General features: G+C 69.8%; 22 protein-coding genes and 4 pseudogenes. 13 read left to right on the top strand and 13 right to left on the bottom strand.

Going from position 1 to position 20445, the window contains the following annotated elements; all coding sequences use genetic code 11:
- Positions 1-53: 53 nt before the first annotated feature.
- Both ACWD4J_RS19400 and ACWD4J_RS19395 read left to right on the top strand, forming a co-directional pair.
- A complete protein-coding gene (locus ACWD4J_RS19400; RefSeq protein ID WP_451396600.1) occupies positions 54-2102 on the top strand; it encodes an APC family permease in 2049 nt (682 codons plus the stop codon).
- A 162-nt stretch (positions 2103-2264) separates the two neighbouring features.
- The gene (locus tag ACWD4J_RS19395) at positions 2265-3593 is read left to right on the top strand and encodes a class I SAM-dependent RNA methyltransferase (RefSeq protein ID WP_451396599.1); all 1329 of its coding nucleotides are present in this window, start codon (positions 2265-2267) and stop codon (positions 3591-3593) included.
- 447 nt (positions 3594-4040) lie between these two features.
- On the opposite strand, the pseudogene ACWD4J_RS19390 reads toward ACWD4J_RS19395, so the two are convergent.
- The 5 genes and pseudogenes from ACWD4J_RS19390 to ACWD4J_RS19370 form a co-directional block, all read right to left on the bottom strand.
- A pseudogene (locus ACWD4J_RS19390) lies at positions 4041-4202 on the bottom strand (IS1380 family transposase); the annotation flags it as partial.
- 83 nt (positions 4203-4285) lie between these two features.
- The gene (locus tag ACWD4J_RS19385; RefSeq protein WP_451396598.1) at positions 4286-5149 is read right to left on the bottom strand and encodes an alpha/beta fold hydrolase; all 864 of its coding nucleotides are present in this window, start codon (positions 5147-5149) and stop codon (positions 4286-4288) included.
- Positions 5150-5241: 92 nt separating this feature from the next.
- Entirely contained in the window at positions 5242-6246 is a 1005-nt protein-coding gene (locus ACWD4J_RS19380) for an NADP-dependent oxidoreductase (RefSeq protein WP_451396597.1), read from the bottom strand.
- A gap of 136 nt (positions 6247-6382) precedes the next feature.
- Entirely contained in the window at positions 6383-7438 is a 1056-nt protein-coding gene (locus ACWD4J_RS19375) for an aldo/keto reductase (RefSeq protein WP_451396596.1), read from the bottom strand.
- A gap of 57 nt (positions 7439-7495) precedes the next feature.
- Complete coding sequence (locus ACWD4J_RS19370; protein WP_451396595.1) at positions 7496-8188, bottom strand: SDR family oxidoreductase; 693 nt, start codon at positions 8186-8188, stop codon at positions 7496-7498.
- 115 nt (positions 8189-8303) lie between these two features.
- On the opposite strand from ACWD4J_RS19370, the gene ACWD4J_RS19365 reads away from it, so the two are divergent.
- Positions 8304-8864 carry a TetR/AcrR family transcriptional regulator gene (locus ACWD4J_RS19365; RefSeq protein ID WP_451396594.1) on the top strand — a complete coding sequence of 187 codons (561 nt, stop codon included), beginning with the start codon at positions 8304-8306 and terminating at the stop codon, positions 8862-8864.
- A 406-nt stretch (positions 8865-9270) separates the two neighbouring features.
- The gene (locus ACWD4J_RS19360) at positions 9271-9483 is read left to right on the top strand and encodes a hypothetical protein (protein WP_451396593.1); all 213 of its coding nucleotides are present in this window, start codon (positions 9271-9273) and stop codon (positions 9481-9483) included.
- Between the two features lie 87 nt (positions 9484-9570).
- On the opposite strand, the gene ACWD4J_RS19355 is transcribed toward ACWD4J_RS19360, so the two are convergent.
- Positions 9571-9738: an LmrA/YxaF family transcription factor gene (locus ACWD4J_RS19355; protein ID WP_451396685.1), complete on the bottom strand. Its 168-nt coding sequence runs from the start codon at positions 9736-9738 to the stop codon at positions 9571-9573.
- Positions 9739-10371, bottom strand: coding sequence for a TetR/AcrR family transcriptional regulator (locus ACWD4J_RS19350; RefSeq protein ID WP_451396592.1), 633 nt, complete (start codon positions 10369-10371; stop codon positions 9739-9741).
- A gap of 148 nt (positions 10372-10519) precedes the next feature.
- On the opposite strand from ACWD4J_RS19350, the gene ACWD4J_RS19345 reads away from it, so the two are divergent.
- From ACWD4J_RS19345 to ACWD4J_RS19330, 4 genes and pseudogenes are all read left to right on the top strand, one after another.
- Positions 10520-11260 carry an SDR family NAD(P)-dependent oxidoreductase gene (locus ACWD4J_RS19345; protein ID WP_451396591.1) on the top strand — a complete coding sequence of 247 codons (741 nt, stop codon included), beginning with the start codon at positions 10520-10522 and terminating at the stop codon, positions 11258-11260.
- A 27-nt stretch (positions 11261-11287) separates the two neighbouring features.
- A complete protein-coding gene (locus tag ACWD4J_RS19340; RefSeq protein WP_451396590.1) occupies positions 11288-11437 on the top strand; it encodes a hypothetical protein in 150 nt (49 codons plus the stop codon).
- Positions 11437-12117: a DsbA family oxidoreductase gene (locus ACWD4J_RS19335; RefSeq protein WP_451396589.1), complete on the top strand. Its 681-nt coding sequence runs from the start codon at positions 11437-11439 to the stop codon at positions 12115-12117. The genes ACWD4J_RS19340 and ACWD4J_RS19335 overlap by 1 nt, the downstream gene beginning before the upstream one ends.
- Positions 12114-13826: pseudogene (locus ACWD4J_RS19330) on the top strand (CocE/NonD family hydrolase); the annotation flags it as partial. The gene ACWD4J_RS19335 and the pseudogene ACWD4J_RS19330, both read left to right, overlap by 4 nt.
- A 150-nt stretch (positions 13827-13976) precedes the next feature.
- Here the strand turns inward: ACWD4J_RS19330 and ACWD4J_RS19325 are convergent.
- From ACWD4J_RS19325 to ACWD4J_RS19300, 6 genes and pseudogenes are all read right to left on the bottom strand, one after another.
- Positions 13977-14051, bottom strand: a pseudogene (locus tag ACWD4J_RS19325) (ribonuclease E activity regulator RraA); the annotation flags it as partial.
- Entirely contained in the window at positions 14030-14248 is a 219-nt protein-coding gene (locus ACWD4J_RS19320) for a class II aldolase/adducin family protein (RefSeq protein WP_451396588.1), read from the bottom strand. The gene ACWD4J_RS19320 and the pseudogene ACWD4J_RS19325, both read right to left, overlap by 22 nt.
- A complete protein-coding gene (locus ACWD4J_RS19315) occupies positions 14245-14784 on the bottom strand; it encodes a nucleotide-binding domain containing protein (protein ID WP_451396587.1) in 540 nt (179 codons plus the stop codon). Before ACWD4J_RS19315 ends, ACWD4J_RS19320 begins: the two co-directional genes overlap by 4 nt.
- A gap of 44 nt (positions 14785-14828) precedes the next feature.
- Positions 14829-15452 (bottom strand): annotated as a pseudogene (locus ACWD4J_RS19310) (cation:proton antiporter domain-containing protein); the annotation flags it as partial.
- Between the two features lie 74 nt (positions 15453-15526).
- Positions 15527-15901, bottom strand: a complete 375-nt coding sequence (locus ACWD4J_RS19305) for a DUF2255 family protein (protein WP_451396586.1) — start codon at positions 15899-15901, stop codon at positions 15527-15529.
- Between the two features lie 88 nt (positions 15902-15989).
- Entirely contained in the window at positions 15990-17006 is a 1017-nt protein-coding gene (locus ACWD4J_RS19300; RefSeq protein ID WP_451396585.1) for a zinc-dependent alcohol dehydrogenase family protein, read from the bottom strand.
- 236 nt (positions 17007-17242) lie between these two features.
- Here ACWD4J_RS19300 and ACWD4J_RS19295 point away from each other — a divergent pair, with 236 nt between their 5' ends.
- The 5 genes from ACWD4J_RS19295 (at position 17243) to ACWD4J_RS19275 (ending at position 20375) form a co-directional block, all read left to right on the top strand.
- Positions 17243-18100, top strand: a complete 858-nt coding sequence (locus ACWD4J_RS19295; RefSeq protein WP_451396584.1) for an MmyB family transcriptional regulator — start codon at positions 17243-17245, stop codon at positions 18098-18100.
- Positions 18101-18234: 134 nt separating this feature from the next.
- On the top strand, positions 18235-18834 hold the full coding sequence (locus ACWD4J_RS19290) for a flavodoxin domain-containing protein (protein ID WP_451396583.1): 600 nt from the start codon (positions 18235-18237) through the stop codon (positions 18832-18834).
- 33 nt (positions 18835-18867) lie between these two features.
- The gene (locus ACWD4J_RS19285) at positions 18868-19257 is read left to right on the top strand and encodes a nuclear transport factor 2 family protein (protein WP_451396582.1); all 390 of its coding nucleotides are present in this window, start codon (positions 18868-18870) and stop codon (positions 19255-19257) included.
- 29 nt (positions 19258-19286) lie between these two features.
- Positions 19287-19988: a type 1 glutamine amidotransferase domain-containing protein gene (locus ACWD4J_RS19280; protein WP_451396581.1), complete on the top strand. Its 702-nt coding sequence runs from the start codon at positions 19287-19289 to the stop codon at positions 19986-19988.
- Between the two features lie 48 nt (positions 19989-20036).
- A complete protein-coding gene (locus tag ACWD4J_RS19275) occupies positions 20037-20375 on the top strand; it encodes a MoaF-related domain-containing protein (RefSeq protein ID WP_360840583.1) in 339 nt (112 codons plus the stop codon).
- The last annotated feature ends 70 nt before the right edge of the window (positions 20376-20445 follow it).

Here is a 20445-nt window from a genome sequence, read left to right as displayed (position 1 = left end):
CGTCTGGGGTGGTGGGTGGGCGCTCCCCCGTTCGAACGCATACGATCCTCTGCGTGTCCAAACTGACCGACGTGCCCAAACGCATCCTGATCGGGCGCGCACTGCGCAGTGACCGGCTGGGAGAGACGCTCCTGCCCAAGCGCATCGCACTCCCCGTGTTCGCCTCCGACCCGCTCTCCTCCGTCGCGTACGCGCCCGGAGAAGTTCTGCTGGTCCTCTCGATCGCGGGCCTGTCGGCGTACCACTTCAGCCCGTGGATCGCGCTCGCGGTCGTCGTGCTGATGTTCACGGTGGTGGCGTCCTACCGGCAGAACGTGCACGCCTACCCCAGCGGCGGCGGCGACTACGAGGTGGCGACCACCAACCTCGGCCCCAAGGCGGGCCTGACCGTCGCCAGCGCGCTGCTCGTCGACTATGTGCTGACCGTGGCCGTGTCGATCGCCTCGGGCGTGGAGAACCTCGGCTCGGCCATCCCCTTCTTCGTCGAGCACAAGGTCTTCTGCGCGATCGGCATCATCGTGCTGCTGACGCTGATGAACCTGCGGGGCGTGAAGGAGTCGGGCAAGCTCTTCGCGATCCCCACGTACGTGTTCGTGGCGGGCGTCTTCATCATGATCGCGTGGGGCGCGTTCCGCGGGCTGGTCCTCGGCGACACCATGAAGGCCCCCACCGCCGACTACATGATCAAGCCCGAGCACCAGGGCCTCGCGGGCTTCGCCCTCGTCTTCCTGCTGCTGCGCGCCTTCTCCTCCGGCTGTGCCGCGCTCACCGGCGTCGAGGCCATCAGCAACGGCGTGCCCGCCTTCCGTAAGCCGAAGAGCAAGAACGCGGCGACCACGCTCGCGCTGATGGGCATCCTCGCCGTCACCATGTTCTGCGGCATCATCGCCCTGGCCATGACCACCCACGTCCGCATGGCCGAGGACCCGGCCAACGACCTGTTCCTGAACGGCAAGCCGCTCGGCGACGGCTACGTCCAGAACCCGGTGATCTCCCAGGTCGCGGCCGCCGTCTTCGGAAACGGGACCTTCTTCTTCGTCCTGCTCGCCGCGGCCACCGCGCTCGTGCTGTTCCTCGCCGCCAACACCGCGTACAACGGCTTCCCGCTGCTCGGCTCGATCCTCGCGCAGGACCGCTACCTGCCGCGCCAGCTGCACACCCGCGGTGACCGGCTTGCGTTCTCCAACGGCATCGTGCTCCTTGCCGGCGCGGCCGTGCTGCTCGTCTGGATCTACGGAGCGGACTCGACGCGGCTGATCCAGCTCTACATCGTCGGTGTGTTCGTCTCCTTCACGCTCAGCCAGACCGGCATGGTCCGGCACTGGAACCGCCATCTGCGGACCGAGACCGACCAGGCGAAGCGCCGTCACATGGTCCGCTCCCGTGCGATCAACACGTTCGGTGCCTTCTTCACCGGCCTCGTCCTGGTCGTCGTCCTCGTCACCAAGTTCACGCACGGCGCCTGGGTCGCCCTGCTCGGCATGGTGATCTTCTACGCGACGATGACAGCGATCCGCCGCCACTACGACCGCGTGTCCGAGGAGCTCGCGGCCCCCGAGGGCCCGGCCGACGACCTGGTCCGCCCCTCTCGGGTCCACTCCCTGGTACTGGTCTCCAAGATCCACCGTCCGACGCTGCGCGCCGTCGCCTATGCCAAGCTGCTGCGCTCGGACACCCTTGAGGCGCTCAGCGTCAACGTCGACCCGTTGGAGACCAAGGCGCTCAAGGACGAGTGGGACCGGCGGGGCATAGACGTACCGCTGAAGGTCCTCGACTCGCCGTACCGCGAGATCACCCGGCCGATCATCGAGTATGTCAAGGGGCTGCGCCGGGAGTCGCCGCGCGACGCGATCAGCGTGATCATCCCCGAGTACGTGGTCGGCCACTGGTACGAGCACTTCCTGCACAACCAGAGCGCGCTCCGGCTCAAGGGCAGGCTGCTGTTCACGCCCGGCGTGATGGTGACCTCCGTGCCCTACCAGCTGGAGTCCTCCGAGGTGGCGAGGAAGCGGGCCCGCAAGCGCCAGGAGTGGAACGCGCCGGGCTCGGTGCGCCGGGGGCCGGTGGAGAAGCGGCCCAAGGAGTCGAGCGCCAAGAGCTGATCCGGTCACCTACCGGCCTGTGGCGAACGGCCGGACGGCACCCACGTAGACTGGTGGGCTGTTGTCCGGCCGTTCGTGACGTACGCCGTCGGTTGGTGATCACGCCGACCGTTCGTCTCTTGCGCCCCCCGTTCGTTCCTTACGTTGTGGAGTCACCCCGCCATGCAGGCAGAACCGAAGAACTCGCTGGTGGGGGAGGAGTACGAGGTCGAGGTCGGCCCCGTCGCCCACGGTGGCCACTGCATTGCCCGTACCGCCGAGGGCCGGGTGCTGTTCGTGCGGCACGCGCTGCCCGGTGAGCGGGTCGTCGCGCGCGTCACGGAGGGCGAGGAGGACTCCCGCTTTCTGCGCGCGGACGCCGTGCAGGTGCTCGAAGCGTCCAAGGACCGCGTCGAGGCCCCCTGCCCGTACGCCGGTCCCGGCCGCTGCGGCGGCTGCGACTGGCAGCACGCCAAGCCGGGCGCGCAGCGTCGGCTGAAGGGCGAGGTCATCGCGGAGCAGCTGAAGCGCCTCGCGGGCCTCACGCCCGAGGAGGCCGGCTGGGACGGCACGGTCATGCCCGCGGAGGGCGACAAGCTGCCCGCCGGGCAGGTCCCCGCCTGGCGCACGCGTGTTCAGTACGCGGTGGACGAGCACGGCAAGGCCGGGCTGCGCCGCCACCGCTCGCACGAGGTCGAGCCGGTCGAGCACTGCATGATCGCCGCCGAGGGCGTCAGCGAGCTCGGGATCGAGCAGCGCGACTGGACCGGCATGGAGTCGATCGAGGCGATCGCCGCGACCGGCTCCCAGGACCGCCAGGTGATCCTCACGCCGAAGCCCGGCGCCCGCCTGCCGATCGTCGAACTCGACAAGCCGGTCTCGGTGATGCGGATCGGCGAGAAGGACGGCGGCGTTCACCGCGTCCACGGCCGGCCCTTCGTGCGCGAACGCGCCGACGACCGCACCTACCGCGTCGGCAGCGGCGGATTCTGGCAGGTCCACCCGAAGGCCGCCGACACCCTCGTCAAGGCCGTGATGCAGGGCCTGCTGCCGCGCAAGGGCGAGATGGCGCTCGACCTGTACTGCGGCGTCGGCCTGTTCGCGGGAGCCCTCGCGGACCGGCTCGGCGAGAAGGGCGCGGTGCTTGGCATCGAGTCCGGCAAGCGCGCGGTCGAGGACGCCCGCCACAACCTGGCCGCCTTCGACCGGGTCCGCATCGAACAGGGCAGGGTCGAAGCCGTCCTGCCGCGCACCGGCATCACCGAGGTCGACCTGATCGTCCTGGACCCGCCCCGCGCCGGCGCGGGCAAGAAGACCGTCGAGTACCTGTCCTCACTGGGCGCCCGCCGCATCGCGTACGTCGCCTGCGACCCGGCGGCACTGGCCCGCGACCTGGCGTACTTCCGCGAGGGCGGATACCGGGTGCGGACGCTGCGAGCGTTCGATCTGTTTCCGATGACGCATCATGTGGAGTGCGTGGCGATTCTGGAGCCCGTAGCAAAGGGCTCCTGACCTGCTGATTGTCTGATTCCCGAGGTTGCGGGCGGGTTGTGCCGACATGTTTCCGTAGGCCCACCGGGTGGAGCATGTTGCAGGTTTCCGTCACGTGTCTCACCTGCGGCTTCGCAGTGGGGGCGTGGGTCGAGAACGCTCTGTCTCAACGCCGTCAGGGACGGGTTCGGGAAATGTCTTGACGCTCGTTCGACGCTGTTTCTGACGAAGCGTGAGGTGGTCGTTCTGGATCAGATAGCGCGGGTCAATCGACTTGTCGGGCTTAACCCGTCGAGCAGCGCGTCGGCCTCGAAGTTCCATGACGGTCCGCCGGCGGAGTCGGTGGACCGTTTTCGTGCCGTGGGTTGAGGGTGCGCATGCCGAAGATCCGATTGTCGCCTCGGGGCGGCGCCGGGTTCCACTGGTCCGGCTGGTGAGGTGCTGTCCAGGGGACGGGGAATTGGCTGGTCAGCCTGGGTCGGGCAGGTGGGTGAGCCGGTCGAGGGCTGTGGTGATGTGACCGGTCCAGGGCCAGTGCCGGGCCAGGCGGAGGATTCACCGACGGCCGGTGGTGACGAGCTGTCCGGCCGTGGTCAACAGGCGGAGCCGCAGTCGGCGGGGCTCCCAGAGTGGTGGCGATGTGCGAGGACGGATTTCCTGGTGCCGGTCTCGCTGAGTGCGGGGCAGGGGCCATGGACCTGTCCGGCGGCTGGCTACGGTTCCAGGAATTCGAGCGCCCGCGGGACGAATCTGTCGTGGTGCTGGAAGATCCCGCCGTGTCCGGCGTCGGGGTAGAGGGGTTCGAGTTCGCCATGGGGCAGCCGGGCCGCCAGGTCGACTGTGTTGACGCTCGGGACCATTCGATCGCTCTCACCGTTGGCCACCAGGACCGGTTGGTGGATGCGCGACAGGTCGCCCGGTGCCTGGCGGCCCCAGTGGTGGATGGCCTTCAGCTGGGCGCGGAATGATGAGAGCGAGATGGCTTTGTCGCGGTCGTCCGTGCGTTCCTTCAGCCGGTCCAGGAAGGCGTGGGCCGCCCGGCGGCCGCCGGCGGTGTCGGTGAAGAAGAGGTACTGCTTGGGGTCTTTGCGGGTCAGGACGGCCTTGACGGTGTCCTTGATGGTGAGGCTTGCGACCTTGTCGATGCCGGGGCCTCCGGCGGGTCCCGTGCCCGCGAGGATGAGCTTGCGTACAAGATCGGGTTCTTCTGCCGCGATGACCTGGGCGATGAAGCCGCCCATCGACAGGCCGAGCAGGTCGACCCTGTCGTACCCGAGGGCCCGGATGAACAGCACGGTGTCGCGAGCCATCGCCTCGATCGTGTCGGGTGTGGAGCCGCCGGACGCGCCGACGCCGCGGTTGTCGAAGGTGATCACGGGGCGCCGGGCGGCGAGTCCGTCGACGACGCGGGGATCCCAGTTGTCCAGGACTGCGGACAGGTGGTTGAGGAGGATCAGGGGTACGCCGTCGTCCGGGCCGAGCCGCCGGTAGGCGAAGGTCACGCCACGCACGGACACGGAGCGGTTCGGCGTGTTCTTGTACGACATCGGGGCGGGTGAACTGGACGGTGTGCTCATGGCCGGGTCCTGAGGTGGTGTGGCGGGGGAGTGGGGTGTGCAGGGTCTTGTTGCTGTCGGAGGTGACTGGCGCCTGGGACTCGTTTTCCCCCTTACGTCATCGCGACGACGACTTTGCCGGCCTTGGCCCGTCCCTTCTCGACGTATTCCATGGCCTGGAGGGTTTCTTCGAACGGGAAGACACGGTCGATGACGGGGCGGATCTTCCCGGTGTCGATGAGGGGGGTGAGTTCGCGGAGTTGGTCGCCGCTGGCCTTCATGAACAGGAACGAGTACGTCACACCGTGGCGCCTGGCGTTGCGCCGGGTTCTGAAGCTGAGGGCGGTCATGGCCAGGCGGAGGATCGGGTTCGCACCCAGTTCGCGGGCGAAGGCCGGGTCGGGCGGGCCCGCGACGCTGATGACCATGCCGCCGGGCTTGAGGACGCGCAGGGACTTGGCGAGGTTCTCGCCGCCGAGGCTGTCGAGGACGACGTCGTAGCCGTCGAGGACCTCTTCGAAGTCCTGGGTGCGGTAGTCGATGACGACGTCCGCGCCGAGGTCCCTGGCCAGGTCGACCTTGGCGGTGCTCACGGTGGTGGCCACGTGCGCGCCCAGCGCCTTGGCCAGCTGGACGGCGATGGAGCCGAGGCCGCCGGCGCCCGCGTGGACGAGGACCTTCTGGCCCGGCTGCACGCGGGCCCGCTCGACCAGTGCCTGCCATGCGGTGAGGGCGACCAGGGGGAGGGAGGCGGCCTCGGCCATGGTGAGGGTGGCCGGTTTGGGCGCCAGGTCGTCCTGGTGGACGGCGATGAGTTCGGCGAAGGTACCGATGCGGTCCTTGTCGGGCCGGGCGTAGACCTCGTCGCCCACCGCGAAGCGGGTGACGGACGGGCCGACCCGGACGACCGTCCCGGCGAGGTCGTTGCCCAGAATGAGCGGGAGGCGGTATGGCATGAACGCCTCGAAGTCTCCGTTGCGGATCCTGAGGTCCAGCGGGTTCACGCATGCTGCGTGGATCTTGACCAGGACGTCGTCGGCACCTACCTGGGGGTCGGGTGTTTCGGCGGCGCGCATCCCGGCCTGGTCGCCGTACTTCTCGACCATGAAAGCCTTCATCGTCGTCTCCGTTCCGTTTCCCGTCCGTGAAAGGTCGGGGTCTCCGCTCGCCCCGGGCTTCTCCCAGTACGAGATAATTTGTGTTGCTCTCCTGGCTGCGGCGCGGGCGCACCTCGTCCTCAGCCGCGTTCACCCATCAGGCCACCGGCACGACCGGGGCGGTGACGCGGTCGGCGGCGCCTCCCTGGAGGCGGTCCAGGGTGGCGGCGATCCCTTCGTGGGGCACGCCGAGCGGCACCGCGCTGACCTCGGCCAGGCGGGTGTACTGCGCATCGGTCAGCTGGACGTCGAGGGCGCCGAGGTAGCTGTCGAGCTGGGAGAGACTGCGCGGGCCGATGATCGGGACGAGCGTGGCCACGGAGCGGGCGGCGCGCTCGCGCAGCCAGGCCACCGCCACCTGGGTGGGCGTCACGCCGGTCTCCTCGGCGATCGCCAGGACGGTGTCGACGACGGCGGTCTTCTGGCCGGTGCTCTCGGTGTGGATGACCATGCCCAGGTCGCTCAGGCGCCCCTCGGCGGAGCTGCGGTACTTGCCGGTGAGCAGTCCGCCGCCGAGCGGGGACCACAGGGCTGCGCCGAGCCCGAGGCTCTCGGCCATGGGCAGGAGCTCACGGTCGGCGGTGCGCTCAACGAGGCTGTACTCGTGCTGGATGCCCACGATCGGGGCCCAGTTCTTCAGGTCCGCGAGGGTTACCGCGCGCGAGACGCGCCAGGCGGGGAAGTTGGACAGCGCGGCGTGGTGGATCTTGCCGGCGCTCACCAGGTCGTCGAGCCCGCGCAGGAGTTCCTCCATCGGAGTGAGCTCGTCGGGGAAGTGCACCCACAACAGGTCGATGTAGTCGGTCCCCAGGCGCTTCAGGCTGGCCTCGACCGAGGCGACCATGTTCTTGCGGCTGTTGCCGGTCTTGGAGATGTCCGGCTGCGGGGCGGCGCCGAGGGTGAACTTCGTGGCCAGGACGAAGTGGTCGCGGTCGGCGGAGATCAGCTTTCCGGTCAGTTCCTCCGACTCGCCGAACTGGTAGCCGTCCGCGCTGTCGAGAAAGGTGCCGCCGGCCTCGGCGAACCGGTCGAAGATCCGCCGGGCCTCGTCGGGCTCGGCGCCTGCGCCCCAGCCGGTGCCGAAATTCGCGGTGCCGAGCGCGTACTCGGAGACGCGCAGTCCGGTCCGGTGGCCGAAGGCCGTATAGCGCATGAGATGTCCTTGCATGAGGGGTGTGAGGGTGGTCGCGCCGGGGTGGAGGGGTGAGCGTCAGTCAGCGTTCGGCTGGGGTGCCGCGGACAGGCTCTGCTTGACGTACCGGCTGGTCTCGTCGGCGAGGATCTCGGGCAGGCCGGTCTCGATGCCGTACAGGGCCTGGGCCGCGACGTCGGCGGCGGCGACCTTCTGATCGGCGGGCACGCCGGCGGCCATGTCGGTGTCCATGTAGCCGACGTGCAGCGCCGAGACGGTGATCCCGCGCGGTGCCAGCTCCTCACGGGTCGCGTCGCTCAGCGCCCAAGCGGCGGCCTTGGACGCGGCGTAGGAGCCGAGTCCTGCCGGGTGGAACCAGGACAGGGCGGACAGGACGTTGAGCACGGCGCCGCCGCCGTTGCCCTCGATCACGGGGGCGAAGGCGCGGGTCGCGGCGAGCGGGCCGAAGAAGTTGGTCTCCATCTCCCGGCGCACCTCAGCCACGTCGCCTCCCATCAGCGTCGCGCCGGTGGAGATGCCCGCGTTGTTGATCAGCAGTGTCGCGTCGGACGCCACGCGCGCGGCCTCTCGTATCGACGCCTCGTCCGTGACGTCCAGCCGCAGCGGGATGGCGCCCGGCACGTCGACCGTCTCGGGGCGTCGGGCCGCGCCGTACACCTTCGCGCCGCGCTCGACGAGCTGGGCGGCCAGGTGCCGCCCGAAGCCCCGATTGGCGCCGGTGACGACTGCGACCGCGTTCTTCAGTTCCATGTTCACTCCTGGTCGTGGCGGGCGCCGTCGGCCACCCGCAACTGTTTAGATTATGAAGGCAATCTAAACACGGGCCTATGATAGATGCCAGTCGACATCCAAATGGGAGGTGGTCATGGGCCGCGTATCGCAGGCGCAGGCGGAGGAAAACCGCAGGCGGGTGGTGGACACCGCATCCCGGCTGTTCCGGGAGCAGGGCATGCAGGTCAGCGTCGCCGACCTGATGAAGGCGGCCGGTCTGACCCACGGCGCCTTCTACAAGCAGTTCGCCTCCAAGGAGGCACTCGTCGACGAGGCCACCGCCCACGCCTTCGTCGAGCTCGCCCAGCGCTACAGCGCCGGGCTCGAGCGGCACGACGGGCAGCGCGCCGCCGCCCAGCAGGCGCTGATCGACGCCTACCTCTCCGTCGAGCACCGCGACGCCCCGGCGGACGGCTGCCCGGTCGCCGCGCTCGCCACCGACATCGCGCGCGAGGCCGGGGCGCGAGAGGCCCGTCGCGTCTACGCCGAGGGGGTGGTCGACTTCGCCGATTTCCTGGCCGGTGACGACCAGGACGGCATCGTCCGCCTGTGCACCCTGTTCGGTGCGCTGGTCCTGTCCCGGGCCACCAAGGGCTCCCCGCTCTCCGAGGAGATCCTCGCCGCCGCGCACGCGGCCTTGACCGAAGCGGGCTGATCACGGGCGCGGTGCGGGTGCACATCGACCGCGCTCGTGGGCGACGAGGCATCCGCGGCCAGGCGGAGGCGGGGGGGAGAGGAGGCCGCTGGTGTTGCCTGGAGATCCGTCCCGGCTGCGTGTGCGCATCTCCTGCACCGACGCACTCGACGACACCTCGCAGCCCGACGCCTGAGAACGGTGGGACGTGGCCATCCCCCCCCACGAGGTGGCCCAATTCGGGACGATGACTGTCCACAGGTTGCACTCGACGGGGGAGTGAACGTGGATCCGGGCTATGGAAGAGGAGACCCCTGTGGGGGCTCTCTCCGTAAGCGATCAAATGGGGTCGGCGTTGCGTTCAGTAGGCAGGCCATCCGCCTCGGCGGTCGGCTCGGGAGGGCGTCGATCGCGGAGGGGAGTTGAAGTGGCCGGGACGGGGGCGAATGACGGCGTCAGATCGATGGCCGAGGCGTGCGGTCTGCCGGAGCCGGCTCCGGCCTGGTGGGTCAACTTCCGGGTGATCGATGAGGGCAGTTGGGGCTCGCGTGGCGGCGTGCTGTCGGTGCTCTCGCTCCTGGAAAGTGGTGTGTTCACCGAGGAGAAGGCCAAGGCGATTCGCGCTGCCCTCGGCGCCTGAGCGGTCTCCGGTCGGTGCGTCGCGCTCCGGGCGCGGGGCGCCGACCGTGCCGGTGTCGGGGCGACCCGGCGAGTGGGGATTTGCGGCTCAGGCCCCGATGGCGTGGTCGATCAGGCCCTGGAGCTGGGCGGCCACCCGATCGAGGGGCCCGGTGCTGCGCTCGGCCCGGCACATGGCCACGGTGCCCTCTACGGAGGAGGCGATGAGGGTGGCGATCTGCGCGGCCTGGTCGGCCTCGGCGCCGTGAGCCCGCAGCTAGGGAGCGCCGGTGAGTCGGCCCATCACGTCGTACATCTGCTGTCGGGTCGGTGGATCGACGGGCAGCGGGGCATGGGCGGCCTGAGCGCGCAGGCCGTCGAGCAGGAAGGCGACGCCGCGGCGCCAGGCGTCGGGTGCGACGTCCGCGGCCGCGCGGGCGAGCAGGGAGTTGGTGCCGAGGACGAACAGGAGGTCCTCGCCGGTGAAGTCGGGGCGGAGGGTGCCGGCGTCCTGGGCGCGCTCGATGATTCGCGTGGCGGCGTCCTGCGCCCGGCCGCACACGTCCATCAGGCGCTCGGCGCCCGGATAGCGTCCGCTGACCACGTCGGCGACCGCGGGACCGGTGGCCTGCAGTTCGCAGAGGCTTTCGATGTAGTACGCGAATCCCTCCCAGGCGTCCTCGAACGCCAGGGCGCGCTCGGCGACCTCGGCGAGGCGGCCCGCGGCCAGGTCGGTCACCACCTCGTCGATGAGCGCCTCGCGGGTGCCGAAGAGGTTGTAGAGGGTGCCATGGCTGACGCCGGCCCGCCGGGCGATCTCCTTGAGGGGCACCTGGAGGCCGTGCTCCTGGAAGAGTTCGGCGGCGGCTGTCCGCAGCTTTTCCGCGTTGCGTCGCGCGTCGGCCCTCATCCGGTCGTCCCTCCTGGTCCTGGCGTTGCGGTCTTCATGGTCGCATCCTCCGACGGCGGTAACTTGACCCACAGGTCAAGTTCCGTGTTACCTTCGATATTAAGTTGACCCATGGGTCAAGATTACTGTCGTCGCAAGGAGCAGTCTTATGTCCAAGGTGATCGCCGTCTTCGGCGCCGGTACCGGTCTCGGTGTGTCCGTGGCCCGCCGCTTCGGCCGGGAGGGCTTCCGTGTCGCTCTGGTGGCCCGCCGCAAGGACCGTCTTGACGCACTCGTCGAGCAGCTCGCCGGTGAGGGCATCGAGGCGGCCGCCTTCTCTGTGGACCTCGCTCAGCCCGCCGAGGTGCCCGCCCTCGTCCAGGCGATCCGTGACCGTTTCGGACGGATCGACGTGGTCGAGTACGGGCCGATCGGTGCCGACCAGGGCTTCACGCCGGCCGCCCGGGTGAGCGCGGCCACGCTGGAGGGCCTGCTCCCGTTGCTGCTGCTCACCCCGGTCGAGGTGGTCCAGGCCGTGCTGCCCGAGTGGACCGAGCGCGGGGACGGAGCCTTCCTGCTGACCCACGGCTACTCGGCGGCGCAGCCGTTCCCGCATCTCAGCGGCGTGGGCCCGGTGATGTCCGCCGCCCGCAACTACCTGTACTCCCTCAACGCCGAGCTGGCCGGTACGGGTGTCTACGCCGGCACGCTGACCATCGGGGCCTCCATCTCCCGCAGCGAAATGGGCGAGGCCGCCCAGGCCCAGGCCGATGCCGAGGCGGTCGACAGCGCCCGGTTCCCGGTTGTCGACCCGGACGAACTTGCCGCGCACTACTGGGACATGTACATCAAGCGCGACCGCGTCGAGCAGTTCCACCCCGAGTCGCTCACACCGCAGACCGCCGCCTGACACTCATCGGGGAGAGGTACCTCGAACATGACATCACGTCAGCACACGGCCTCGGTACAGGAAGACGACGCGGCCCCTGAACACGCCCCCGAAGAGGCCGAGGTGCGTCCGGCCTTCGTGACGCTCGCGTCGGACTCCACCGCGGGCGTGTGCGCAGCGGACGGAGTGTGCTCCTGATGCGCGCGTACGCACACTCGGGCGGCCGTCTCGTCATCGATGTGTGGAGCGACATCATGTGCCCGTTCTGCTACATCGGCGACACGCTTCTCGCGCAGGCCCTGGAGGCGTTCGCCCACGAATCCGACGTCGAAATCCGTTATCACAGCTACCAGTTGATGCCGCATCTGCCGGTCGGCCAAGCCGTCGGTCTCAACGAACTGCTGTCGAAGGAGCGCGGTTTCTCCAAGGCGCAGGCCAAGGCGATGAACGCTCAAGTCGCACAGCGTGCGGCGCAGATCGGGCTGGACTTCCGCCTCGACTCCGCGATCGCGACCAACACCCGTGCCGCGCACCGGCTGATCCATTTCGCCGAGAGCCGGGGGCGTCAGCACGACATGGTCCAGCGGCTCTTCCGCGCCTACTTCACCGACGGACTCGACGTCGGCGACCACGACGTGCTCGCCGGCCTGGCCGCGGAGATCGGCCTCGACCGGGCCGCGGCCCGTGAGGCACTGGACGGCGGTGCGTTCGACGCCGAGGTCGACGCCGACGTACGAGAGGCCGGACAACTCGGCATCGGCGGAGTCCCGTTCTTCGTCTTCGACGGTCAGTACGCCGTGTCCGGCGCCCAGCCGGTCGAGGTGTTCCTGCAGGCACTCGACACCGCCTGGAAAGGGAAACTCGCCCAGCGCACATGAGGACGGGCTGCTGCCGGGGCGGTCCGGACGGCGCAGGTCGCGGTACGGGGCAGAGCCGTACGCGGCAAGATCACCGACAGAACGGTATACATCGGATCGGTCGAGGTGCCATGAACCTCAGCAGCCACATCACCCAGCGGATGCAGCACCTCGCCGCGCCGCCCACCAGGAAACTGGTGGTGGAGCGGGATCTGCCGGTGCGGATGCAGGACGGCGCCGTGCTGCGGGCCGACCGATGGGTTCCGGCGTCCGGCGGCGCCGGGCTGCCCACGGCGCTGATCCGGACCCCGTACGGCCGCGGCGGCAGCATCGAGACCAAGACGGCGCGCGGCCTCGCCGAGCGCGGGTTCCAGGTCCTGGTCCAGAGCACCCGGGGCACCTTCGGCTCCGACGGGCCCTTCGATCCGTTGTGCTGCGAACGCCAGGACGGCCTGGACACCCTGGACTGGCTGGTCGGGCAGGCGTGGTGCGGTGACGCGGTGGTGCTCGTCGGCGGCAGCTACCTCGGCGCCGTGCAGTGGGCGGTGGCCGACCAGCTGCCGCCCCAGGTGAAGGCCATCGTCCCAGGCGTCTCGGAGTCGGCGCTCATGCTGAACTTCCTGCAGCCGGACGCCTTCACCCTGGAGACCCCCTTCATTTGGGGCGTCCAGGTCGCCGCCCAGGAACGCAGGCTCGCGGCGGTGCGCCAGGTCCTGGGGGAGTGGAAGGTGCGGCGTGCCCTGTCGACGCTGCCACTGGAACGGGCCGATGCCGCCGCACTGGGGCACCGTTCCGACTTCATCCAGGACTTTCTGCGGCACGACAGCGAGGACCCGTTCTGGGCCGACGCCGATCACCGGCGCCGCGTGTCCGGCATCACCGTGCCCGCCGCTCTGATCGGGGGCTGGTACGACATCTTCCTGCCCGGCCAGCTACGCGACTTCCAAGTGCTGCGGGACAACGGCGTCGACGCGCGGCTCACCGTCGGCCCGTGGACCCATATGTCCGTGGACGCCTACGCGTGCATCACCCGCGAGGCGCTCGACTTCGGCCTGCCGCACGCGCAGGGGCGGCAGGCCGCCGAGCGGGCGCCGGTGCGCCTGTTCGTCACGGGCGCCGGGCAGTGGCGCGACTTCCCTGCCTGGCCGCCGCCCGGCTACCGGCCGCAGCGCCACCACCTCCAGCCGCACGGGGCACTGGCCGTGGCGCCGCCCCCGGCCGACGCGGCCCCCGACGGATACCGCTACGACCCGGCCAACCCCACCCCGGCCGTCGGCGGCCCGCGCATGTGGTTCACGGCCAGATCCGGACCCGTCGACAACACCAGGCTGGAGGCCAGGAGCGATGTCCTCACGTACACCTCCGAACCTCTCGGCCATGCCGTGGAGGTCGTCGGTGAGGTGAGCGCCGAGATCTGGTTCCGCTCCAGCCTCCCGTACGCCGATGTGTTCGTCCGGCTGTGCGACGTGGATGCGAAGGGGCGCTCCCGGAACGTGTGCGACGGCCTCGTCAGCATCACGGGCGCCGACGAACTCGCTCTGGCGAAGGTGCAGTTGTGGCCTACGGACCATCGGTTCGAGCCCGGGCACCGGATTCGTGTCCAGGTCTCCAGCGGCGCCTTCCCGCGCGACCACCGCAACACCGGGACCGGTGAACCGCACGCCACCGCCACCACGCTCCGTGTCGCGGACCAGCAGGTCTTCCGCGACCCGGAGCGGCCCTCCGCGATCGTCCTGCCGGTGCGGGCGGCGGCTACGGGCAGACCGGAGCCGTGCGGGGGAGGAGCGCGATGCCGTCGTCGTCGGCGTGCAGGATGTCGCCGGGTGGAAGGTGACGCCGCCGAAGGTGACCGGCACGTCGACGGTGCCCGTCCCGGCCTTGCCGCTCTTGCGCGGGATGGTGCCCAACGCCTTGATGTCGAGGGTCAGTTGGGTCAGGGCGGCGCTGTCGCGCACGGCCCCGTGCAGGGCCAGGCCGGCCCCTCGGTGACGGTGCCGAGGCTCGATCCGGTGGGGGTGAGCAGCAGGCTTCCGTCGGCCAGGCGTACCGAGAGGTTGCCGGTGGAGCCATGGGTGAGGCCGCGGGTGAACAGGGAGCGGGCGGTGCGGACGAGGGCCGCGCGGGCCGCCGGTTCGTCGTCGTACGGGTTCACTTGGCGGTCTCCCCGAGGCCGAGGCCGCGCAGGAACAGGTCGGGGGCGCCGAAGTTGCCGGACTTGAGCATGAGCGCCAGCTCGCCCAAGGCCGTGGTCGCCTGCGTCCAGGGGACGCCGGGGTCGGCCTCGTCGGCGACCAGGACGGTGCGGATGCCCAGCGCGGTGGTGACGGCGCCGGAGGTCTCGCCGCCGGCGACGATGAGCCGGCGCAGACCGTGGTCGACGAGGCGGGCGGCAAGGGTGCCAAGGAGCTGCTCGACCTGTTCGGCGGCGGCCGTCACGCCCAACTCGCTCTGAACGGCGGCGAGTTCCTCAGGTGAGGCGGAAGCGTAGATCAGGACGGGTGATGCCGGGTCCTGGGCCTCGTACCAGGCGAGGGCCTCGGCGGCGATGTCACGTCCGGCCGCGGCGGCGAGGACGTCCAGGTGGTGGGTGGGCAGGCCCGCCGCGTAGAACTGGGCGATCTGTTCGAGGGTGCGGGCCGAGCAGCTGCCGGCCAGGACGGCGGCCCGGCCGGTGTGCGGAACGGGCACGTCAGGCCGCTGACGACCACCGCGAGGACACCGGAGGCTTCGATCAGCTCGGCGAGCAGGTAAGCGGTGAAGGGCGCCAGGATCATGACGAGATTGCCGAGCAGGGGGTCCTTCAGCCGGCGCCTGAGGTTCATGTTGACCCACGCGACCGCGACACCCACGGTCGCTCCACCGCCGTACGCGAGCAGGAACAGCCCGCCGACGTGCGGCATGCTCAGGTGTTCCCCGCCGACCGTGATGCCGACGGCGAGACCGTAGACGACCGGGGCCGTGCCGTCGTTGATCAGGCTCTCGGCCCGCAGGATGGTGACCTGACGGCGTGGCAGGGCGTGGGCGAGGACGCCGACCGCCGTCGCGTCCGTGGGCGCCATGGCCGCGCCGAGCACCCATGCCGGCCCCCATGGCAGCCCGAGGGCGTGCCCGGTCGCGGCGACGGCCCAGGCGGTAAGGACGACGAGCACGGTGCTCAACTGCACGATGACGCGCAGGTTGGTGCGGATCTCCCGCAGGGAGGTGGTCAGGCTCTCCCAGTACAGCAGCACCGGAAGGAAGAGCAACAGCACGACCTCCAAAGGCAGTTGCGCCTCCCGCACCGCCGGGATGAACCCCAGGAGCACACCCGTCACAAGCAGGACGACGGGCGGGGCGATGCCGAGGCGCTGTCCCACGGCGTTGCCCGCCAGCACGGCCACGCCCAGGGCCACGACGAGTTCGAGACCGAGCAAGGGGGTTCTCCTGCGGCTCAGCCACGGGGCACGAGTTTGAGCGTTGTGTCCCGCGCTGCCACCAGCGGATGGACGTAACGGGCGCCGTACCGGCCGTACTTGGTGCGGTAGGCGGCGTCGATCCGGTCATTGACGCCGGGGTCCGTGACCTGGACGAGGGTGACGTCCTTGGCGACGCCACCGGAGCGGATGTGGCCTTCCTTGCTCGACCGGGCCGCGCGGTACCAGGCCCCGGCGCTGCCCCGGAAGGAGCGGACGAAGAGGTCGTCACCGTCACGGACGACCCAGATCGGCACCGGTGTGCGCGGTGTTCCGTCGCTGCGCGAGGGGGCCATCCGAAGTTCCTCGGCGTGCTCGATCCGGGTCAGTTCGTCGTTCGTCCAGGTCGTCATGGGCTTGCCTCCTTCACGATCGTGCGGCGGGGTGTGCCTCGTGGGCGTGAGCGCGGCCGGCGCAGCTCACGCCCACGAGGCGATCGGGTCATGGCTTGAGGAGGGCCTTGATGGCGCGGCGTTCGTCCATCGCCTTGTAGCCCTCGGCGACCTGCTCCAGCGGCAGGGTGAGGTCGAAGACCTTGCCCGGGGTGATGTGACCGGACAGCACGCGGTCGATCAGGTCGGGCAGGTAGCGGCGGACGGGAGCCGGGCCGCCGCGCAGGCCGACTTGGGAGAAGAACAGCTCCTGGCCGTCGACGGCCACCTCGTGGGGGACGCCGACGAAGCCGACGTTGCCGCCCGGTCGCGCGGAGTGCAGGGCCTGGCTCATGGACTGGGAGGTGCCGACACACTCCAGTACCGAGTCGGCGCCGATGCCGCCGGTGAGGTCCTTGATGCGGGCGATGCCGTCTTCGCCGCGTTCGCTGACGATGTCGGTGGCGCCGAACTCAAGGGCGAGCTTCTGACGGGATTCGTGCCGGGACATGGCGATGATGCGCTCGGCGCCGAGTTCCTTCGCGGCGATGACACCGCACAGGCCGACGGCTCCGTCGCCGACCACGACGGCCGTCGAGCCGGGCTTGACCTCGGCGGCGAGGGCCGCGTACCAGCCGGTGCCCATGACGTCGGACACGGCCAGCAGGCTCGGCACCAAGTCGCCGGAGGGGTGCTCGTCGGTGGCCACGAGGGTGCCGTGGGCGTTGGGAATGCGCACGTACTCGGCCTGGCAGGTGCTCATGAACTCGCGGTTCAGGCAGGAGGACTGCCAGCCGTTGCGACAGTTCGCGCAGGTGTTGTCGGAGGTGGCGAAGGAGCCGACCACGAACTGGCCCGGCCTGACGTTGTCGACCTCGCTGCCGACTTCCTCGACGATGCCGACGTACTCGTGCCCCATCGGGTGCGGGTCGCCGACCGGCTCCAGGCCGCGGTAGGGCCACAGGTCCGAGCCGCACACACAGGTGGCGACCGTGCGGATGATCGCGTCCGTCGGCTTGAGGATCTTGGGCTCGGGGGCGTCCTCCACTCGGATGTCACCGGGGGCGTGGATCACGGTTGCGCGCATGACTTTTCTCCTGATGCGTTTCTCGGGCAGCGGTGTCACCCGGACGTGTCGGATTCGTCGACGATGGTGAAAAGGGTGTACAGAAGTGCCGACGGCCTGTGAAAAACAATGGCCGGTCTCTGACTCTGTCACCGCCCGCAGGGCCCGTACAGAGAAGAATTCCGCCCCCGGAGAGATGTATCCAGGGATAAATCCTTCCTACCCTGCCGAGTAGCGGACAGCGCAGACTGGCCAGTATGAACAGCAGTGCGCACCGTAAGGAGCTGGGTCAATTCCTGAAGGCCCGCCGGGCCGAGCTCAGCCCCCGTACGGTCGGTCTGCCCGAAACCGACCGGCGGCGACGCGTGGCCGGCCTGCGCCGGGACGAGGTGGCCGTGCTGGCCGCCATCAGCACCCATTGCTACACCCGCCTGGAGCAGGGTCGCATGCCCCCCTCCGCGTCCGTGCTGTCCGAGCTCGTCCGGGTCCTGCACCTCAGTGACGACCAGCGAGACCATCTGTTCGAGCTGGCTGGAAAGGAGGCCGGTCGGGCGCGGCGGCGGGCCCCGCAGAAGGCGCACCCCCGGCTGCGCACCGTGCTGAACGAGCTCAGCGTGTCCCCCGGGGTGATCCTGAGCCGGCACCTGGACATCCTGGCGTGGAACCCGATGGCCGCCGCCCTGTTCGGCACCGATTTCGCGAAGGTCCCCCGGAGGCAGCGCAACTACGTCCGGCAGCTCTTCACCGGCCCGGCCATGAGGACGCTGTACGCCGACTGGGAGGACTCCGCCCGCAACGCCGTGGCCGTGCTGCGCCGGCAGGCTGCGGCCTGCCCCGACGACCGGAGACTGGCCGACCTCGTCGGTGAGCTGTCGGTGCAGGACGACCAGTTCCGCCAGTGGTGGGGAGGCCGCCCTGTGGTGCCCAGGACCGGCGGCACCAAGGTGTTCAACCACCCGGTCGCCGGTGAGCTCTCCCTTGCCTGGGCCGCCCTCACCTGCGTGGCCGACCCCGATCAGCAGCTGATCGTCTGGAGCGCCGAACCCGACTCGCGCACGTACGAGGGCCTGCGCTTCCTTTCCTCCTGGGCGGCGACCCCCGCCATGAATTCGTAAAATCGGCAGATGATTCCCGGCGTAAGCCAGGGACGATAAAGCCAGGGACGAATCCTTCCTACCTTCGCTGTCGAATTACGTGCCATGCTTCCAGAGCACGATTCACGCAATCTTTTTCGAGGAGCAATACCCCCATGTCTTCCACCTCCCGCCCCACGGTCGCCGTCGCTTTCCATTCCGGCTACGGCCACACCGCCGTCATAGCCGAGGCCGTGGCGCGCGGTGCCGCGGAAGCCGGTGCCGAGGTGATCTCCATACCCGTGGACACGATCACCGACGAGCAGTGGGTGCAGCTGGACGCCGCCGACGCGATCATCTTCGGTGCCCCCACCTACATGGGCACTGCCTCCGCCGCCTTCCACACCTTCGCCGAGGCGAGCAGCAAGCGCTGGTACACCCAGACGTGGGCCGACAAGATCGCCGCCGGCTTCACCAACTCCGGTGCCAAGAACGGCGACAAGTCCTCGACCCTGGGCTACTTCTTCACCATGGCCGCCCAGCACGGGATGCACTGGGTCAGCCTCGGTGTCCAGCCGGGCTGGGCGTCGACCACCGGCAGCGAGAACGACATCAACCGCCTGGGCTACTTCGTCGGTGCCGGCGCCCAGACCCCGGTCGACGCCGGCCCGGAGGCCGTCCACAAATCGGACATCGCCACCGCCGAGAGCCTCGGCGCCCGCGTCGCGCAGCAGACCGCATTCTTCCGCGCCGGGCGCGCCGCTCTCGCCGCCTGAACCCAAGTACCTGACCCGCAAAGGAGCAGCACCATGTCCGACTCCCCGAACCTCGCGCTCGTCCGTCGCCTCTACGACTCCGGCATGGCTCCGGACGTCGTTGCCGAGGTCATCGACCCCGACATCGTCTGGGACATCACCCCTGGCTTCCCCTACGGCGGCGTCTACAAGACCTGGGCGAGCGCCGGAGCCGACTTCTTCGGCCGGCTCGCGCCGCGGTTCACCTCCTTCGGCGCGGTGGCCGAGGAGTTCTACGACGCCGGTGAGCACGTGTTCGTCCGCGGCCACTACCACGCCGTGTCCAAGTCCGGCGAGGAGTCGGACGCCCGCTTCATCCACCTGTGGACGGTCGCCGACGGCAAGCTCACCCACCTGATCCAGGCCGCCGACAGCCACGTCGTCCAGCTGGCCGCGAAGGGCTGACCGCCCGCACTCACTCCAGGGAGCACCCCATGGCGAAGAAGATCCTCTTCCTCATCACGGCCGCCGACCACTGGACCCTGGCCGACGGATACCGGCAGCCGGCCGGTTTCTGGGCCGAGGAGGCCCTCGGTCCGTACGGCGTCTTCAAGGAGGCCGGGTACGAGATCGCCGCGGCCACCCCGGGCGGCGTCCCGCCGACCCCCGACGCCCTCAGCCTCACCCCGGACTTCAACGGCGGCGAGGAGGGCGCGCAGAAGATGCGGACCGCGCTGAAGGAGGCCACCGAGCTGGCCAACCCGATCCGTATCGAGGACGTGAACATCGACGACTACGACGCGGTGTTCGTGCCCGGTGGCTGGGGCCCGATGGAGGACCTGTCCCACGATCCCGCGGCCGGCAGGCTGCTCAGCGACTGGCTCGCCTCCGGCAAGGTCGTGTCGCTGGTCTGCCACGGCCCCGCCGCGCTGCTGTCCACCGTGGACGCCGACGGGAAGTCCCCGTTCGCCGGCTACCGCCTGACCGGCCTGTCCAACTCCGAGGAGATCCAGAACGGCCTCGCCGACCGGGCGAAGTGGCTGCTTCAGGACCGCCTCATCGCGGACGTGGGCGCGGACTACCGCAAGGGCGAGAACTTCGCCCCCCACCTGGAGGCGGACCGCACCCTCATCACCGGCCAGAACCCCGCATCGGCCGTCCCGCTGGCCCAGGAAGTCGTCAAGACCCTCGGCTGACGACACCCCGCACCACCGCTCAAAGGTTCAAAGAAAGAGGTAGTACCCATGGACAGCAACGCGACTCTCCCCAGCGTGGGCCAGACCTGGCTGGCGGACCTCGGCCCGGACACCCCGCTCGGCCACTTCACGGTGGAGATCACCTTCGACTCGGCGACCCAGGTCAGCTTCGAGGTGACAGGCGGCGCCATCAAGGGCCGGAAGCAGACGATGGAGTACACCACCACCCAGCTCCGCGACGGCCTCTACGTCGTCCGCTGGACCGAGCCCGACGCCGGCGACCACGTGACTCACATCGAGGACTACACCGAGGGCACCTGCATGGCCAGCTCCGTCATCGGGGGCGAGTTCGTCCAGCTCCACGGGAAGTGGACCCGCGTCCGCTGATCCCGCAGGGCATCGCGTCTTGTCGACGGTGAGGACTTCCAGGGACAAATCTCTCCCCCTGACAACGCGG

The sequence above is a fragment of the Streptomyces sp. NPDC002577 genome, assembly GCF_053594815.1.
Note: the sequence above shows the minus strand (reverse complement) of the source record. Positions and strands in the feature narration are given on the sequence as shown.

Bases quoted from the DNA above. Each gene is read 5' to 3' on its own strand.
- ACWD4J_RS19395 (WP_451396599.1), top strand. From the start codon at position 2,265: ATGCAGGCAGAACCGAAGAACTCGCTGGTGGGGGAGGAGTACGAGGTC.
- ACWD4J_RS19385 (WP_451396598.1), bottom strand. From the start codon at position 5,149: ATGAGCACACCGTCCAGTTCACCCGCCCCGATGTCGTACAAGAACACG.
- ACWD4J_RS19380 (WP_451396597.1), bottom strand. From the start codon at position 6,246: ATGAAGGCTTTCATGGTCGAGAAGTACGGCGACCAGGCCGGGATGCGC.
- ACWD4J_RS19375 (WP_451396596.1), bottom strand. From the start codon at position 7,438: ATGCGCTATACGGCCTTCGGCCACCGGACCGGACTGCGCGTCTCCGAG.
- ACWD4J_RS19370 (WP_451396595.1), bottom strand. From the start codon at position 8,188: ATGGAACTGAAGAACGCGGTCGCAGTCGTCACCGGCGCCAATCGGGGC.
- ACWD4J_RS19365 (WP_451396594.1), top strand. From the start codon at position 8,304: ATGGGCCGCGTATCGCAGGCGCAGGCGGAGGAAAACCGCAGGCGGGTG.
- ACWD4J_RS19350 (WP_451396592.1), bottom strand. From the start codon at position 10,371: ATGAGGGCCGACGCGCGACGCAACGCGGAAAAGCTGCGGACAGCCGCC.
- ACWD4J_RS19345 (WP_451396591.1), top strand. From the start codon at position 10,520: ATGTCCAAGGTGATCGCCGTCTTCGGCGCCGGTACCGGTCTCGGTGTG.
- ACWD4J_RS19340 (WP_451396590.1), top strand. From the start codon at position 11,288: ATGACATCACGTCAGCACACGGCCTCGGTACAGGAAGACGACGCGGCC.
- ACWD4J_RS19335 (WP_451396589.1), top strand. From the start codon at position 11,437: ATGCGCGCGTACGCACACTCGGGCGGCCGTCTCGTCATCGATGTGTGG.
- ACWD4J_RS19305 (WP_451396586.1), bottom strand. From the start codon at position 15,901: ATGACGACCTGGACGAACGACGAACTGACCCGGATCGAGCACGCCGAG.
- ACWD4J_RS19300 (WP_451396585.1), bottom strand. From the start codon at position 17,006: ATGCGCGCAACCGTGATCCACGCCCCCGGTGACATCCGAGTGGAGGAC.
- ACWD4J_RS19295 (WP_451396584.1), top strand. From the start codon at position 17,243: ATGAACAGCAGTGCGCACCGTAAGGAGCTGGGTCAATTCCTGAAGGCC.
- ACWD4J_RS19290 (WP_451396583.1), top strand. From the start codon at position 18,235: ATGTCTTCCACCTCCCGCCCCACGGTCGCCGTCGCTTTCCATTCCGGC.
- ACWD4J_RS19285 (WP_451396582.1), top strand. From the start codon at position 18,868: ATGTCCGACTCCCCGAACCTCGCGCTCGTCCGTCGCCTCTACGACTCC.
- ACWD4J_RS19280 (WP_451396581.1), top strand. From the start codon at position 19,287: ATGGCGAAGAAGATCCTCTTCCTCATCACGGCCGCCGACCACTGGACC.
- ACWD4J_RS19275 (WP_360840583.1), top strand. From the start codon at position 20,037: ATGGACAGCAACGCGACTCTCCCCAGCGTGGGCCAGACCTGGCTGGCG.